The sequence below is a fragment of the Allonocardiopsis opalescens genome, assembly GCF_003002095.1.
In the GTDB taxonomy this organism is placed as follows: Bacteria; Actinomycetota; Actinomycetes; order Streptosporangiales; family Streptosporangiaceae; genus Allonocardiopsis; species Allonocardiopsis opalescens.
In genome coordinates this window covers 822,170-837,668 of the sequence record NZ_PVZC01000001.1, presented here as the reverse complement: position 1 = coordinate 837,668, position 15,499 = coordinate 822,170, and the positions used below count along the sequence as shown (strand labels likewise).

14 protein-coding genes are annotated in these 15,499 nt (G+C 73.1%); 8 read left to right on the top strand and 6 right to left on the bottom strand.

The window, feature by feature from the left end:
* Positions 1-37 precede the first annotated feature (37 nt).
* Positions 38-907, bottom strand: a complete 870-nt coding sequence (locus tag CLV72_RS03345) for a helix-turn-helix domain-containing protein (RefSeq protein ID WP_106238928.1) — start codon at positions 905-907, stop codon at positions 38-40.
* Between the two features lie 163 nt (positions 908-1,070).
* Between CLV72_RS03345 and CLV72_RS03340 the strand changes: the two genes are divergently transcribed.
* Positions 1,071-2,105, top strand: a complete 1,035-nt coding sequence (locus tag CLV72_RS03340) for an SDR family oxidoreductase (RefSeq protein WP_106238925.1) — start codon at positions 1,071-1,073, stop codon at positions 2,103-2,105.
* Between the two features lie 79 nt (positions 2,106-2,184).
* On the opposite strand, the gene CLV72_RS03335 is transcribed toward CLV72_RS03340, so the two are convergent.
* A complete protein-coding gene (locus CLV72_RS03335) occupies positions 2,185-2,823 on the bottom strand; it encodes an FMN-dependent NADH-azoreductase (RefSeq protein ID WP_106241215.1) in 639 nt (212 codons plus the stop codon).
* An 82-nt stretch (positions 2,824-2,905) separates the two neighbouring features.
* Between CLV72_RS03335 and CLV72_RS03330 the strand changes: the two genes are divergently transcribed.
* A complete protein-coding gene (locus tag CLV72_RS03330; protein WP_106241212.1) occupies positions 2,906-3,376 on the top strand; it encodes a MarR family winged helix-turn-helix transcriptional regulator in 471 nt (156 codons plus the stop codon).
* Between the two features lie 55 nt (positions 3,377-3,431).
* On the opposite strand, the gene CLV72_RS31660 is transcribed toward CLV72_RS03330, so the two are convergent.
* The 3 genes from CLV72_RS31660 to CLV72_RS03315 form a co-directional block, all read right to left on the bottom strand.
* A complete protein-coding gene (locus tag CLV72_RS31660; protein WP_146159324.1) occupies positions 3,432-3,647 on the bottom strand; it encodes a hypothetical protein in 216 nt (71 codons plus the stop codon).
* 181 nt (positions 3,648-3,828) lie between these two features.
* Complete coding sequence (locus CLV72_RS03320) at positions 3,829-4,203, bottom strand: BlaI/MecI/CopY family transcriptional regulator (RefSeq protein ID WP_211302674.1); 375 nt, start codon at positions 4,201-4,203, stop codon at positions 3,829-3,831.
* Positions 4,204-4,518: 315 nt separating this feature from the next.
* Positions 4,519-5,415 (bottom strand): SDR family oxidoreductase, encoded by an 897-nt coding sequence (locus CLV72_RS03315; RefSeq protein ID WP_106238912.1) that lies wholly within the window; start codon positions 5,413-5,415, stop codon positions 4,519-4,521.
* Between the two features lie 519 nt (positions 5,416-5,934).
* On the opposite strand from CLV72_RS03315, the gene CLV72_RS03310 reads away from it, so the two are divergent.
* The 6 genes from CLV72_RS03310 to CLV72_RS03285 all read left to right on the top strand — a co-directional run bounded on the left by CLV72_RS03310 (position 5,935) and on the right by CLV72_RS03285 (position 14,371).
* A complete protein-coding gene (locus CLV72_RS03310; protein ID WP_245929836.1) occupies positions 5,935-6,981 on the top strand; it encodes an NAD(P)H-dependent amine dehydrogenase family protein in 1,047 nt (348 codons plus the stop codon).
* 160 nt (positions 6,982-7,141) lie between these two features.
* A complete protein-coding gene (locus CLV72_RS03305) occupies positions 7,142-8,092 on the top strand; it encodes a glutathione S-transferase family protein (RefSeq protein WP_106238903.1) in 951 nt (316 codons plus the stop codon).
* Between the two features lie 388 nt (positions 8,093-8,480).
* A complete protein-coding gene (locus CLV72_RS03300) occupies positions 8,481-12,203 on the top strand; it encodes a multifunctional oxoglutarate decarboxylase/oxoglutarate dehydrogenase thiamine pyrophosphate-binding subunit/dihydrolipoyllysine-residue succinyltransferase subunit (RefSeq protein WP_106238900.1) in 3,723 nt (1,240 codons plus the stop codon).
* A gap of 112 nt (positions 12,204-12,315) precedes the next feature.
* On the top strand, positions 12,316-12,504 hold the full coding sequence (locus CLV72_RS03295) for a DUF6104 family protein (RefSeq protein ID WP_106238896.1): 189 nt from the start codon (positions 12,316-12,318) through the stop codon (positions 12,502-12,504).
* A gap of 89 nt (positions 12,505-12,593) precedes the next feature.
* Entirely contained in the window at positions 12,594-13,451 is an 858-nt protein-coding gene (locus tag CLV72_RS03290) for a DUF4097 family beta strand repeat-containing protein (protein ID WP_106238891.1), read from the top strand.
* A 5-nt stretch (positions 13,452-13,456) separates the two neighbouring features.
* Positions 13,457-14,371 carry a helix-turn-helix transcriptional regulator gene (locus CLV72_RS03285; RefSeq protein WP_106241209.1) on the top strand — a complete coding sequence of 305 codons (915 nt, stop codon included), beginning with the start codon at positions 13,457-13,459 and terminating at the stop codon, positions 14,369-14,371.
* 140 nt (positions 14,372-14,511) lie between these two features.
* On the opposite strand, the gene CLV72_RS03280 is transcribed toward CLV72_RS03285, so the two are convergent.
* On the bottom strand, positions 14,512-15,480 hold the full coding sequence (locus tag CLV72_RS03280; RefSeq protein ID WP_106238887.1) for a zinc-binding dehydrogenase: 969 nt from the start codon (positions 15,478-15,480) through the stop codon (positions 14,512-14,514).
* Positions 15,481-15,499: the final 19 nt, after the last annotated feature.

Below are 15,499 nucleotides of genomic sequence, written 5' to 3'. Positions count from 1 at the left end.
CGCGCGCTCCGCCCGGGCCCGCCCCCGTCGCGGGGGTTCAGCGCTCGGCGCGCCGTTCCAGCGCCTCTGCGGCCGGGGTGCGGGCGGGCGCGGGCGTGAGCAGGTCCGAGGCGAGAAGGGCCAGCTTGTCGGCGCTGTCGCTGCCTGGCTCGGGGTGGTAGATGACGAGCATGATGCCGTCCGTCCCGTTGATCAGCAGCTTCTCGCGGTCCAGCCGGATCCGGCCCAGCTGCGGGTGGTCGAAGGCCATGGGGGCGCTGGGCCGCGTCGCGACGTCATGGCGGGCCCACAGCCGGCGGAAGCGCGGACTGGCCAGGGAGAGTTCACCGACGAGTTCGATGAAGCGCGGATCGTCGGTGTCGGTGCCCACGGACCGCCGGAACGAGGCGACCAGCCCCTCGGTGGCCCGCTCCCAGTCCGGGAAGAAGGCCCGCTCGCCGGGGTCGAGGAAGAGGTCCCTCAACCGGTTCGCCCCCGGGGCCAGCCGCGGCGAGAGCGCCGTCGCGAGCGGGTTGGCGGCGAGGACGTCCAGATAGCGGCCCTCGACGAAGGCGGGGAGCGCGAGCGTCGCCACCAGCCTCGCGGTGCTCGGCGGGACGGTCTCCTTCCGGGGCCGCCGCCGGGCGCGGCGGGGCCGGTCCGCGACGAGGCCGAGCAGGTAGTCCTCGTCGTCGAGGCGCAGGACGCGGGCGATGGCGCGGAGGACCTGCGCGGACGGGTTGCGGTCGCGGCCCTGCTCCAGGCGCAGGTAGTACTCGGCGCTGATGCCGGCCAGCATCGCGACCTCCTCGCGCCGCAGGCCCGGCACCCGCCGCCGCCCCGCCACCGGGACGCCCGCCTGCTCGGGCGTCACCAGCTCGCGGCGCGCGCGGAGGTACTCGCCCAGCAGGTTCGGCTCGTCGGTCATGCCCCCAACCGTAGGCGGCGGCCGGGCGCGGCGGCTGTCCCTGCCACTACCAGTGTCGCGGGGGCTCTGGGCCCGGCGCGCGGGCGGCTCGAGCATCGTCAGCGGCCGCGGCCGGTCCCCGTGACCGCCGGCCGCCAGGTTCCGAACGAGGAAGGCAACGACCATGGCCCAGACACGTGTTCTCGTCACCGGCGGGTCCGGCTTCATCGCCGGGCACTGCGTCCTCCGCCTGCTCGACCAGGGCTGCCTCGTCCGCACGACCGTGCGCTCGCCGGAGCGCGAGGGCGCGGTGCGGGCGGTGCTCGCCGACGCCGGCATGGTCCGCGGCGACGCCCTGAGCTTCGCCGCGGCCGACCTCACCGGCGAGGAGGGCTGGGACGAGGCCGTCAGCGGCTGCGACTACGTGCTGCACGTCGCCTCGCCCGTGCGCCCCGGGCACGTCCGCAACGAGGACGAGATCATCGCGCCCGCCCGCGACGGGGCGCTGCGCGTGCTGCGCGCCGCCCGCGACGCCGGCGTCAGGCGGGTGGTGCTGACCTCCGCGTTCCACGCCGTCGGCTGGGGCCACCCCCGGACCGGCCGCACCTTCACCGAGGACGACTGGACCGTCCTCGACGGACCCGGTACGGACGCCTACGGCAGGAGCAAGACGCTCGCCGAGCGCGCCGCCTGGGACTTCGCCGCCGCCGAGGGCGGTCCGATGGAACTCGCCACCGTCCTGCCGGTGGCGGTGATGGGGCCGGTGCTGGGCGAGCGGGTCTCCGGCCCGAACCACATCGTCCAGCGGCTCCTCGCCGGGCGGATGCCGGGCTACCCGGACCTGTACCTGCCCATCGTCGACGTGCGCGACGTGGCGGGCGCGCACGTCGCGGCCATGACCGCCGACGGCGCCGCCGGGCGGCGCTTCCTGGTGTCCAGCGGTCCCGCGATCGCGCTGAAGGAGATCGGCGCCATCCTGAGGACCCGTCTCGGCGCCGCCGCGAAGCGGGTGCCGACCCGGTCCATCCCCAGCGCGGTGGTGCGGACCGCCGCCGTGTTCTCCGCGGAGTACCGGCCCGTCGCGGCCGAACTCGGCTACGCCAGGAAGGTCTCCAGCGACCGGGCCCGCCGGGTGCTGGGGTGGCGGCCGCGCACCTCCGAGGAGGCCGTGCTGGCCGCCGCGGAGAGCCTGATCAGGAAGTCCCTGGTCACGGGCTGAGCCGGCGGGCCGGGCGGGTGCTCCGCCGACGGCGGCTGGGGGCCGCACCGCCCGGCCGCAGGCCCCTGCCGCCGCGGGTTCAGACGGGCGCCGGCACCCAGAGCGCGTCGATGCCGCGCTCCGCCGCGGCCAGGCTCTCCTCGGCCAGCGGGATCAGCTCCGCCATGGCGGGGGTGGACCTGGCGAGGGTCAGCTCGGCCGTGATGAACCGCGGCTCCAGTCCCGTCGCCGACAGCCCGTGCGGCAGCCACGGTTCGGCGTGGTCCCAGCCCTCGCGCGGCGCGCCCTCGCCGTAGCCGCCGCCGCGCGCCGCGAGGACCAGGAACTCGCGGCCGCCGAGCAGGCCCTCCCCGGTCCCGGGGTCGATGGCGCCGGGCCCGATCAGGTGGTCGACCCAGGACTTGACGATGCTCGGCGCGCCGTAGTTGTACAGCGGCAGGCCGAGCAGGACGGTGTCGGCCCGCTTCACCTCGCCGATCAGCACCTGGCTGAGCTCGAAGGACTCGGCCTGCTCGGGCGTGTGCTCGTCGGGCGGCACCAGCCGCGCCAGGCCGCCCGCCGCGTCCAGGTGCGGCAGCGGCTCGGCCGCGAGGTCCCGGTAGGTGACGGTGCCGCCGGGGTGGGCGGCCCGCCAGGCCGCGGCCGCCCGGGCGGTGAGCCGGCGGGTCACCGAGCGCTCGCCCTGGATGCTGGAGTCGATGTGCAGAAGATGGGGCATCTCTTTGACCATTCGCAGATCGTCTATGAAGGACAAATCATTGATAGCACACAGATGACTGCTCCGTACGTAGACTGTGGGCATGGTCTCCCCGCCGGTCGCCGACGAGCCCGCGCACCGCTCCGGTGCGCTGCTCGACCACTTGTCGCGGCGGATCCGCTCGCGGTCGGAGTCCGTGCTGGCCCCTCTGGGCATGCGGCCGCGCCACCTCCTCGCACTGACCCTGCTGCGCGAGCTGGGCGGTAGCAGCCAGCAGGCGCTGGCCAAGACGCTGGAGATGGACGGCACGAACATCGTCGGCCTGCTCAACGAACTGGAGGCCGACGACCTGGTCGCACGGCGCCGCTCGGCCACGGACCGCCGCCGGCACGTCGTGGAACTCACCGACGCGGGCCGGGCGAGGCTCGCGGAGGCCGAGTCCGCGCTCGCCGCGGTCGAGGACGAGGTGCTCGCCGGGCTCGACGGCGAGCAGCGCGCCACGCTGCACGCCCTGCTCCAGCAGGCGAGCGGCTGCCCCCCGCCGACCTGTGTCGAGGCGGTGAAGAACTGCTAGTGCTCCGGCCGCGCGCCGCGGCGGCCGGCCGGGTCGCGGCGGAGTCCGCGCCGGCTCACTCCTGCGCGCGCTCCGAGCGCAGCGGCGCTCCGGCCACCCGCCAGCGCGCCGCGGCGGCGCAGTGGCCGCGGGCCGCGGCCAGCCAGGGCCAGAGCGGCGCGGCCGGCCCCTCCGCCCGCTCCGGCGGCCGCCGCTGCGGCGCCGCCGGATGCCGGCCCGCGGTGGGCGCCGGCTGCGCGACCATCGAGGGCGGCCGCGCCGGATCGATCAACCTGCCTCTGTGGTCGCGCCGTTCGCGCAGCTTGCGATAGGCGTCCCACGACCAGTCCGTCCGCCACTGCGAACGCTCCGTACCCGCCAAGCGTCCCGCCCCAATCTCGCCGCGGCGCGCCACCCCCGCGCCGCGCGGGTCCGGCGGACCGGGGTCCGCCGGACTCGTCGCTCCGGCACCGTCAGGACGCCACGCCCCGACGGGCCCTCACCTCCTGCAGCACCTCGTGCAGGCGCGCCATCTCCTCCTCACTGAACCGCTCGACGAAGCGCACCATGGCGGCGCCGGGGTCATCGCTGCGCAGCAGCACCTCCCCCATGACCCGCGCCGTGTGCTCCTCGCGGGACTCCCGCGGCCAGTAGCGCCAGGCGCGGCCGGCCTTCTCCCTGCGGAGCAGTCCCTTGCGGTGCAAGATGTTGGTCACCGTCATCACGGTGGTGTACGCGACCTCGCGGCTGTAGGTCATCCGCTCGCGCACCTCCCGCACCACGAGCGGCCGCTCGGCCGCCCAGAGCGCGTCCATGATGGCGGTTTCCAGTTCTCCGAATTCTTTCACCCTCCCCCACCTCCGTAGCGACATCGTAGATAAGAGACAGCCGAGATGCCGGGTTTCGGATGCAACCGGACACATTTTCATTTCCGTGCCGGATGATCATGAAGATCGGCACCTCGACCCGGAGTGGGGCCGACGAATTAGCAGGAACGATTCCGACCGAGAAGCCCGGATAAGCGGGCGCGCCAGGCCGGAGAACCCTGCCGAAAAGGGCATAACGGCCAAATGTCGCCGAAAGAGCGGCGGAATTCGCCGAAACCCGGCCCGACCCGGCCGGACGGCGCGTGCCGGACCGGTCCCGGACCGGTCCGGCACGGCTCAGTCCAGGGCCTGGAAGTGCCCGGTGGTCTGCTCGCCGATGTCGCGCGGCACCGTGTACGGCCGCTCGGCGCTGATCTGCGGCCAGTTGTCCCTGATGTCCTCGGCGGTGGCGTCCTCCTGGACGTAGCCGGGCCCCTCGGCCACGAACACCCGCGCCACCCGGCCGCCGCCGACCGTGTACACCTCGCCGGTGGCCGCGCAGGACTCGTGCACCAGGTAGACGACGAGCGGGGTGACGCGCTCGGGCCCCAGCCGCCCGGCCATCTCCGGCGGGAACAGGTCCTCGGTCATCCGGGTGTAGGCGACGGGCGCGATGGCGTTGGCGGTGATGTCGTACTTGGCGCCCTCGATCGCCAGGGTGCGGGTCAGCCCGATCAGTCCCATCTTGGCCGAGGCGTAGTTGACCTGCCCGAAGTTGCCGAACAGCCCCGACGGCGAGGAGGTGTTGAGGACGCGCCCGTAGCCGTTCTCGCGCATGTGCGGGAACGCCGCCCTGGCCACCAGGAACGAGCCGCGCAGGTGCACCGCGAGCACCGCGTCCCACTCGGCCGCGGTGATGTTCTTGACGGACCGGTCGCGCAGGATCCCCGCATTGTTGACCACCACGTCCACGCGCCCGTACGCCTCCAGCGCCGTGCGCACCACTCCCTCGGCGCCCTCCTCGGTCGAGACGTCGCCGCCGTCCACGACGGCCTGCCCGCCGGCCGCGGCGATCTCCTCGACCACCCGCCGCGCGGGGGTGTCCGACGACCCGGTGCCGTCCACCGCGCCGCCGAGGTCGTTCACGACGACCTTGGCCCCGCGGGCCGCCAACTCCAGTGCGTGGGACCGCCCGAGGCCCTGACCGGCTCCGGTGACGACCGCCACCCGCCCGTCGAAGTGCAGGTCCGCCATGACTCGACTCCTCCTCGCCGTCGCTGCTCGCTCCTCGCCGCCCGGACGGCACCGCGGCCCATGCGGCCCGCGCGCCCCGTCGCGGCCAGCGCACCCTAGCAACCGGACGCGGCCGGCGCCCGCCGCCCCGGCGCCCGGATGCGGACGCGGGGGCCGGCGCGGACGGGAGCGGCCGCGGCGGCGAGCGCACCGGACGATTACTTGATCATCGGGACCGGGCGCCGCCACAAGCGAATAATGGCCCCCATTGCGGCGCAACAAACCGATGACGCGGGGCGTACTGTAGAAAGAATTCACCCAACAGAAATCCTTGATATAGTCGCCCTATCGTGCCGCGACATTGCGCCTCGCCGTGACCCCGACGCAGACCACTGCCGCCCGGCCGGCCATGTCCCGTCCGCGCAATCCGCTCCGGGACCGGAGGAATTTCGATATGCCTGGGAGCACCCCCCAAGCGCTGCGGCCCATTCCGCGCCGCCCGGCCCCGCCGCCCGCGATCCCCGGCGCCGGGGCGGTCCGGTGACGATCCGGGTCGTCCAGTGGGCCACGGGCACCGTCGGCCGCGCCGCTCTGCGGGCCCTGCTGGCCCGCCCCGGCTTCGAGGTGGTGGGCGTCTACGCCCACCAGCCGGACAAGGCCGGCCGCGACGCGGGCGAACTCGCGGGCATGGCGCCGGTCGGGGTCCGCGCCACCGGCGACATCGAGGAGATCCTGGCGCTGCCCGCCGACTGCGTCGCCCACATGCCGCTGCCGGCCGCCTACTTCGGCGACGACCCCGACCACGACACCAAGACCATCTGCCGGCTGCTGGCCTCGGGCAAGAACGTCGTCACCACCACCGGCTTCACCCACCCCTACAGCTACGGCCCCGAACTGGTCTCGCGGCTGGAGAACGCCTGCCGGGTCGGCGACTCCTCGCTGCACGGCACCGGGATCAGCCCCGGCTTCCTCACCCAGCTGCTGCCGTTCGCGCTCAGCACCATGTCGATGCGCATCGACCACATCTACCTGCGCGACTGCTCCGACTACGCCGGCCACCCCTCCCGCCAGATCGTGGTCGACCTCATGGGCTTCTCGCGCGACGCCGAGGCCTACGCCGCCGCGGTCCGCCCGTTCCGCGCCTTCCACCGCCAGCTCTACACCGAGTCGCTGGACCTGCTGGCCCGCGCGCTCGGCGTCGAGCTGCACGACGTGGAGGAGGACGACGAGGTCGTGGAGGCGGCCCAGGACTACACCGTGGCGGCCGGCCCCATCCCCAAGGGCACGGTCTGCGGCTCGCGCTGGCAGTTCACCGGCATCGTGCACGGCCGTCCGCTGATCAGCATGGAGTGCGTGTACAAGGCCGACGCCGGCCGGCTGTCGCGCTGGGGCACCCCGGGCTTCACCGTGCGCGTCGAGGGGCGCCCCTCGTTCATGGCCAAGGTCGAGGAGCTGGACTACGGCATGCTGGCCGCGGCCGCGCACGCCGTGAACGCCATCCCGGCCCTGGTCGCCGCCCCGGCCGGCATCCGCACCTTCCTCGACCTGCCGCTCACCGGCGGCACCGGCACGATCCGGGTCGGCTGAGCCGGCGGCCGCTCCCCGGCGGGCCGGCGCACCGCCCACGTACCGCGCGCCGCTGATCACCCCCTGTTGGAACAGGCCGTTGTGGAGTACAGATATAACGAGCCCCGGACGCCCCCCTCCACCGGGCCGGAGAGGGCGCGGGCGGGCCGGCAGGAGGGTGATGTCTGGCACACCTCAGTTCTCGGCCGAGAACGCGCAGGGCCGGTTCCACCGTCAGGCGAACCGGTTCACCTCCGTCATCACCGCCGACGGCTCCAGCGGCTACCCGGTCGAGCCCGGCCGCTACCAGCTCTACGTCTCGCTGGCCTGCCCGTGGGCGCACCGCTCGCTGATCGTGCGCAGGCTGCTCGGCCTGGAGGCGGTCGTCGGGGTAACCGTGGTCGACCCCATCCGCGACGACCGCGGCTGGCGGTTCACCCTCAACCCGGAGGGCCGCGACCCCGTGTCGGGCGCGCAGTTCCTCGGCGAGCTGTACCGCGACTCCGACCCCGAGTACCAGGGCCGCTACACCGTGCCGATGATCTGGGACCGCTCCTCGGGGCGGGTGGTCACCAACGACTTCCCGGCCATCACGATCATGTTCGAGACGGAGTTCCGGCGCTACCACCGCCCCGGAGCGCCCGACCTCTACCCGGCCGAGCTGCGCGGCGACATCGACGCCATCAACGCGCTCGTCTACCACACCGTCAACAACGGGGTGTACAAGGCCGGCTTCGCCACCTCGCAGGCCGCCTACGAGGACGCCTTCGACGCCCTGTTCACCACCTTCGACGCCCTGGAGGACCGCCTGGCCCGGCGGCGCTTCCTGATCGGCGACCGGCTGACAGAGGCCGACGTGCGGCTGTTCACCACCCTGGTGCGCTTCGACGCGGTCTACTACACCCACTTCAAGTGCAACCTGCGGCGGCTGATCGACTACCCGAACCTGTGGGCCTACGCTCGCGACCTGTACCAGCGGCCCGGCTTCGGCGACACCACCGACTTCGTGCACATCAAGCGGCACTACTTCCAGACCCACGACCAGATCAACCCGAACCGGCTGGTGCCCAAGGGCCCCTACATCGACTGGACCGAGCCGGCCGACCGCTCGCACCTGCCCGAGCGTGCGTGAAGGGCGGCACCCGTCCCTAAATGCCGCCCTTCACCTTTCCCCCGCGAGACCGGCGGCGGAGCGGCGGCTGAGCACCCCTGTTCAATGCCGCCGACCGCACTCCGACCGTCTGACGTGGCGAATCCCCTGTAGCTTCACCACATCGGTCGCTCCGGTCTCGCCACTTACGACGTAGGACCGCGCGGATGCGTTCCCGAGGTTCCCCGAAATCTTCGCGACTCTCCCGGATCGTCCCGGCGGGCCCGCCGGGCGGCCCCGGCGGCGGCGCGCCCGGCGGCCCGGACCGGCCAGGAGCGGCACTGACGTGTCGGACGGAACAGCGGAACGAGTAGCCTTGTTCTCCACATGGAGAATTGGTAGCGAGCTGCGGAAGAGGGCGATCTCCGCCGTGTCGTCTGAGGCGTCTCAACCCCTGACAGATTTCGGCCCGAACGAGTGGCTGGTGGACGAGCTCTACCAGAAGTACCTTGACGACCCCAACTCGGTCGACAAGGCGTGGTGGAACTTCTTCGCCGACTACAAGCCGGACGCCTCGTCCGGTGCGGCGGGTACCGCGAACGGCACGGCCCCGGAGGCCGCCGCCGCGCAGAAGGCCGAGACGGCGGCGGCCGCTCCTCCGACAGCCCCGGAGCGCACGGCGCCCGCGGCGGCGGAGCAGGCCAAGGCGCCGGCTCCCCCCAAGGCCGAGCCGAAGCCGGCCCCCCGCCCGGCCGCGAAGCCCGCCGCCGACAAGCGGCCGGAGGCCGACGAGGGCCCCGAGGTGGTGCGGCTGCGCGGCGCCGCCGCCCGCACCGCCGTGAACATGGCGGCCAGCCTGGAGGTGCCGACCGCCACCAGCGTGCGCGCGGTGCCGGCCAAGCTGCTGGTCGACAACCGGATCGTGATCAACAACCACCTGCGCCGGGGGCGCGGCGGCAAGATCTCCTTCACCCACCTCATCGGCTTCGCCGTGGTGCGGGCGCTGCGCGACCTCCCCGAGATGAACCACGCCTTCGGCGAGCAGGACGGCAAGCCGGTCCTGATCCAGCCCAGGCACGTCAACCTCGGCCTGGCCATCGACGTCAAGAAGGGCGACCAGCGCCAGCTGCTGGTGCCCAACATCAAGAAGGCCGACACCCTCGACTTCCGCCAGTTCTGGACCGCCTACGAGGAGGTCGTGCGCAAGGCGCGCGCCGGCTCCCTGGGCGTGGACGACTTCTCCGGCACCACGATCAGCCTGACCAACCCCGGCACCATCGGCACCGTCCACTCCGTGCCGCGGCTGATGCAGGGCCAGGGCACGATCGTGGGCGTCGGCGCGATGGAGTACCCGGCCGAGTTCCAGGGCGCCTCCGAGGAGACCCTGTCCCGGCTGGCGGTGAGCAAGATCATGACGCTCACCTCCACCTACGACCACCGCATCATCCAGGGCGCCCAGTCCGGCGACTTCCTGCGCCGGGTGCACCAGCTGCTGCTGGGCGAGGACGGCTTCTACGACGAGATCTTCGAGTCGCTGCGCATCCCCTACGAGCCGGTGCGCTGGGTGCAGGACATCACCGTCGTCGACCACCACGACGAGGTCGACAAGGGCTCGCGGGTGCACGAGCTGATCCACGCCTACCGGGTCCGCGGCCACCTGATGGCCGACACCGACCCGCTGGAGTACAAGCAGCGCCGCCACCCCGACCTCGACGTGCTGGAGCACGGCCTGACCCTGTGGGACCTCGAACGCGAGTTCCCCACCGGCGGCTTCGGCGGCAAGTCCGTCATGAAGCTGCGCGACATCCTCGGCCTGCTGCGCAACTCCTACTGCCGCACCATCGGCGTGGAGTACATGCACATCCAGAGCCCGCAGGAGCGCGCCTGGCTGCAGAAGCACATCGAGACGCCGCACGACAAGCCCGGCCGCGACGAGCAGCTGCACATCCTGCGCAAGCTGAACACCGCCGAGGCCTTCGAGACCTTCCTGCAGACCAAGTACGTCGGCCAGAAGCGCTTCTCGCTGGAGGGCGGCGAGTCGCTGATCCCGCTGCTGGACAGCGTCATCGCCTCCGCCGCCGACGCCGAGCTCGACGAGGCCGTCATCGGCATGGCCCACCGCGGCCGGCTGAACGTGCTGGCCAACATCTGCGGCAAGTCCTACGCGCAGATCTTCGGCGAGTTCGAGGGCAACATCGACCCCCGCAGCGCGCACGGCTCGGGAGACGTCAAGTACCACCTGGGCACCGAGGGCGTGTACACCGCGCCCAGCGGGCGGGAGATCAAGACCACCCTGGCCGCCAACCCCAGCCACCTGGAGGCGGTGAACCCGGTCGCCGAGGGCATCGTCCGCGCCAAGCAGGACCTGCTGGACAAGGGCGAGCCGGGCTTCACCGTGCTGCCGATCCTGGTCCACGGCGACGCCGCCTTCGCGGGCCAGGGCGTGGTGGCCGAGACGCTGAACCTCTCCCAGCTGCGCGGCTACCGCACCGGCGGCACCGTGCACGTCGTGGTGAACAACCAGGTCGGCTTCACCACCTCGCCGCTGCACAGCCGGTCGAGCTTCTACTCCACCGACGTCGCGCGGATGATCGAGGCGCCGATCTTCCACGTCAACGGCGACGACCCCGAGGCGGTGGTGCGCGTGGGCCGGCTGGCCTTCGAGTACCGGCAGCGCTTCAAGAAGGACGTCGTCATCGACCTGGTGTGCTACCGGCGCCGGGGCCACAACGAGGCCGAGAACCCCTCGTTCACCCAGCCGCTGATGTACGACATCATCGACGCCAAGCGCTCCACCCGGAAGCTGTACACCGAGGCGCTGATCGGCCGGGGCGACATCACCGTCGAGGAGGCCGAGCAGGCGCTGCGCGACTACCAGGAGCAGCTGGAGCGGGCCTTCACCGAGACCCGCGAGGCGGCCAGGCAGCCGGTGCAGCCCGGTTCGCTGGTGGCGCCGGCGGCCGGGGCGGTCGAGCAGATCGACCACGAGGCCGTCGAGACCGCCATCTCCACCGAGGTGGTCAAGCGGGTGGTCGACAGCCAGCTGAACCTCCCCGAGGGCTTCACGGTGCACCCGAGGCTGGCGCCGCAGCTCCAGCGGCGGGCGCAGATGGTCGAGGAGGACACCGTCGACTGGGCGATGGGCGAGACCCTCGCCCTCGGCTCGCTGCTGATCGACGGCCACCCCGTCCGGCTGGTCGGCCAGGACACCCGGCGCGGCACCTTCGGCCAGCGGCACTCGGTGCTGGTCGACCGCAAGACCGGCCAGGAGTTCACCCCGCTGAAGCAGTTCGACCAGGGCAACTCCAAGTTCTACGTGCACGACTCCCTGCTCAGCGAGTTCGCGGCGATGGGCTTCGAGTACGGCTACTCCGTGGTGCGGCCCGACGCCCTGGTGGCGTGGGAGGCGCAGTTCGGCGACTTCGCCAACGGCGCCCAGTCGATCCTGGACGAGTTCATCAGCTCGGGCGAGCAGAAGTGGGGCCAGCGCTCCAGCGTCGTGCTGCTGCTGCCGCACGGCTTCGAGGGGCAGGGCCCGGACCACTCCTCGGCCCGGATCGAGCGCTACCTCCAGCTGTGCGCGCAGAACAACATGACGGTCGCGATGCCGACCACCGCCGCGAACTACTTCCACCTGCTGCGCTGGCAGGTGAACTCGCAGTGGCGGCGGCCGCTGGTGGTCTTCACGCCGAAGTCCCTGCTGCGGGCCAAGACCGCGGCCTCGCCGACCGCCGCGTTCACCGACGGCCACTTCAGGCCGCTCATCCCCGAGACGGCCGAGCACGACCGCGGCGCGGTCCGCCGGGTGGTGCTCACCTCCGGCAAGATCTACTACGACCTCGTCGCGGGCCGCGAGGAGCGCGGCTCGGGCGACACCGCGATCCTGCGGGTGGAGCGGCTGTACCCGCTGCCGGTCGAGGAGATCCGCCGGGAGCTGGCGGCCTACCCCGAGGCCACCGAGCTGGTCTGGGTGCAGGAGGAGCCGGCGAACATGGGGCCGTGGCCGCTGGTGGCGCTGGCGCTGCCCGAGCAGCTGGGCCGCAGCATCACCCGCGTCTCCCGTCCGGCCAGCTCCTCGCCGGCCGTGGGCTCCAAGAAGCGGCACGACGCCGAGCAGGACGAGCTGGTCGCGGAGCTGTTCCCCCGCGGCTGAGCCGCCGACCGCGCGCACGTGCGCCCGTGCCCCGCCTTCGGGGCGCGGGCGCACGCGCGTGCGGGGCCGGGGCGTGTGCCCAGGCGGGACCGGGGTCGGCCACAATGGGCACGTGTACTACACCGACCGTGGCATCGAGGAGCTGGAGCAGCGGCGCGGGGACGAGCAGGTGTCCCTGTCCTGGCTGGCAGGCCGGCTGCAGACCTTCACCGATCTGAACCCTGAGTTCGAGACCGCCGTCGACCGGCTGGCCACCTGGCTGGCCCGGCTGGACGACGAGGACGACGACTCCGAGGATTGAGCCTCCGGCGGGTCTGACGCGATACATCTTGACTTCCGGGAAACGCGACATATCGTGAAAGCGGCACTGCTTCACGACCGGGGGTTCCCATGCCGCGCTGGACCATCGAGCAGCCGCAGACGCTCGACTTCGACGGGATCGTCACACTCACCATCCGCCTGGTCGGCGGCCATGTCGACGTGCTCACCACCAAGGGCGGCGGCACCCTGGAGGTCAGCCGCCTGTCGGGTGAGCCGCTGCTGGTCAGCCAGCAGGCCGGCATGCTGACCATCACCTACGACGACCTCACCAGGGACGGCCTGCTCGAACGGGTCAGGCAGCCGCAGCTGGCCGGTTTCCTCGGCCTCAAGCGGCGCAGCGCCACCGTGAGCGTCGCCGTCCCCGCCGACTGCCCGGTCGACATCACGGTGGCCAGCGCCTCGGTGGTGGTGGCCGGCATCCAGGCCAAGACCTCGGTCACCACCGCGTCCGGCAGCGTCACCTTGGACGGCGTGCACGGCCCGCTCAAGGCCAACTCCCTGTCGGGCGACATCGACGCCCAGGGCCTGGCGGGCGGCGTCTCCTTCCACACCCTCAGCGGTGAGATCTCGGTGGCCGGCGGCGAGGTGCACAAGCTCACCGCCCGCACCGCCTCCGGGCGGATCACCGCCGATGTGGAGCCGTCCGCCGACGCCTCGGTGAAGTTCGCCTCCGTCTCCGGCGACATCGCGCTGCGGGTGCCCGACGGCATGGCCGCCGCCGTCGACCTGAGGTCCACCTCCGGCCGCATCGACGCCGCCTTCGACGGCCTGGACGAGCGCCGCCTCCCCGGCCAGGCCCAGTCCACCGGCACCATCGGCGGCACCGACGCCGCCGCCGCGATCGGCCTGACCACCGTCTCCGGCGACATAGCCCTGCTGCGCCGCGCGGCGGGCGAACCGCCGCTCACCCCGAAGCGGATCAGGTGATCGCGATGGCCACGATCTTCGGACACGGACGGCTCCGCCTGTACCTCCTCAAGCTGCTCGACGAGAGCCCCCGGCACGGCTACGAGGTCATCCGGCTGCTGGAGGACCGCTTCATGGGCATCTACGCCCCCTCGGCCGGCACCATCTACCCGCGGCTGGCCCGGATGGAGCGCGAGGGCCTGGTCGCCCACGACGACGTGGGCGGCCGCAAGGTCTACCGCCTCACCGACGCCGGCCGCGCCGAACTCAACGCCCGCCTGGACGAACTCGCCGAACTGGAGGACGAGATCACCGACTCCGTGCACAAGGCCGCCCGCACCGTCCAGTCCGACGTCCGCGACATGGTCCGCACCCTGCGCGACGAACTCAAGCAGGCCGCCGGCGACATCCGCCGCCAGACCCGCGACCACGGCGCGGGCGAGTCCGCCCCCTCCGCCGCCGAGCCGTCCGCACGGGGGCACGGCCCGGCGGCGGAGGGCGGCGACCCGGCGTCGGCCCCGGGTGGGGCGGCAGGCCCGGCCAGTGGAGAAGGTCTAGGAGGTCCGAGCCGTCCGGGCGCCGAAGACGGTCCGGGCAGCTCCGAACACGACCGGACCGGCGGCGCGACCGAGGACGAACCCGCCGCCGGGACGGGCGGCCGGCGCCGCCGCGACCGCCGGTCCGCCCACTCCTGGTGGCAGCGCGACTGGGAGGGCTGGGCCGGCGAGATGGCCGCCTGGGGCGAACTGTGGGCCCACGGCGCCGCCGCCACCGACCCCGCCCGCCGCGAGGCCGAACGCGCCCTCCGCGAGTTCGTCACCCAGGCCCGCCAGACCGCACGCGAGGCCGCCGGCCCCGCCGACGCGGCCACCGCGCGGCTGCGCACCGTCCTGGACGACGCCCTCGCCCGCCTCCGCCGCGATCTGCCGCCGCGGGAGTGAGGCGGTCGACTCGGTCGGCGCACACGGCGAGGGTTCCGACCCGGATGCGGCCGTGGCCGATCTGAGAGAGGCCCTGGCCGCCTTGATCGAGGAGTTCGGACCGCCGCAGGAGCTTTTCCTCACCCTGGATGTCGCCCTCGCTACGGCGTGAACACCACCTTGCCGAACAGCTCGTCGGCCGCCATCGCGGCGAAGCCCTCGCGGGCGCGCGACAGCGGCAGGACGCGGTCGATGACGGGGCGGACGCCGGAGACCTCGGTGAAGCGGGCCAGGGCGGCCAGCTGCTCGCGGCTGCCCATGGTGGAGCCGACCACCGACAGCTGGAGGAAGAAGACGCGGTTCAGCTCGGCGGAGGGAGCCTCGCCGCTGGTGGCGCCGACGACGACGATCGTGCCGCCGGGGCGCAGGGCGCGCAGGGAGTGCGCCCAGGTGGCCTGGCCGACGCTCTCCAGCACCGCGTCCACCCGCTCGGGCAGCCGCTGCCCTGACTCGAAGGCCTGGTCGGCGCCGAGTTCGAGGGCGGCGGCCCGCTTGGCCTCGCTGCGGCTGGTCACCCACACTCGCACCCCGGCCGCCCGGCCGAGCGCGATCGCCGCGGTGGCCACGCCGCCGCCCGCGCCCTGCACCAGCACGGTCTGGCCCGGCCGCAGCCCGGCCCGGTCGAAGAGCACGCGGTAGGCGGTGAGCCAGGCCGTCGGCAGGCAGGCGGCCTGCTCGAAGGTGAGCGCCGCGGGCTTGGGCACCAGGTTGCGGCGCGGCACCCGGACCCGTTCGGCGAAGGTGCCCGGCCAGCGCTCCGACAGCAGCGAGCGGCGCGGGTCGAGCGTCTCGTCGCCGCCGCCCGCCTCGGGGTCGCCGACGACGCCGTGCACGATCACCTCGCTGCCGTCCTCGGCCACCCCGGCGGCGTCGCAGCCCAGGATCATCGGCAGCCGGTCGGCGCTCAGCCCCACACCGCGCAGGCTCCACAGGTCGTGGTGGTTCAGCGAGGCCGCCCGCACCTGGACCGTGGTCCAGCTCTCGGGCGTCTCGGGTTCGGGCCGCTCCCCCAACTCCAGAGCGGCCAGCGGGTCGTCCTTGTCGGCGCGTACCGCGCTCACAGCGAACATGGGGCCCACCCTACGAGTG

Bases quoted from the DNA above. Each gene is read 5' to 3' on its own strand.
- CLV72_RS03340 (WP_106238925.1), top strand. From the start codon at position 1,071: ATGGCCCAGACACGTGTTCTCGTCACCGGCGGGTCCGGCTTCATCGCC.
- CLV72_RS03330 (WP_106241212.1), top strand. From the start codon at position 2,906: ATGGTCTCCCCGCCGGTCGCCGACGAGCCCGCGCACCGCTCCGGTGCG.
- CLV72_RS03335 (WP_106241215.1), bottom strand. From the start codon at position 2,823: ATGCCCCATCTTCTGCACATCGACTCCAGCATCCAGGGCGAGCGCTCG.
- CLV72_RS03315 (WP_106238912.1), bottom strand. From the start codon at position 5,415: ATGGCGGACCTGCACTTCGACGGGCGGGTGGCGGTCGTCACCGGAGCC.
- CLV72_RS03280 (WP_106238887.1), bottom strand. From the start codon at position 15,480: ATGTTCGCTGTGAGCGCGGTACGCGCCGACAAGGACGACCCGCTGGCC.
- CLV72_RS03345 (WP_106238928.1), bottom strand. From the start codon at position 907: ATGACCGACGAGCCGAACCTGCTGGGCGAGTACCTCCGCGCGCGCCGC.
- CLV72_RS03305 (WP_106238903.1), top strand. From the start codon at position 7,142: ATGTCTGGCACACCTCAGTTCTCGGCCGAGAACGCGCAGGGCCGGTTC.
- CLV72_RS03285 (WP_106241209.1), top strand. From the start codon at position 13,457: ATGGCCACGATCTTCGGACACGGACGGCTCCGCCTGTACCTCCTCAAG.
- CLV72_RS03290 (WP_106238891.1), top strand. From the start codon at position 12,594: ATGCCGCGCTGGACCATCGAGCAGCCGCAGACGCTCGACTTCGACGGG.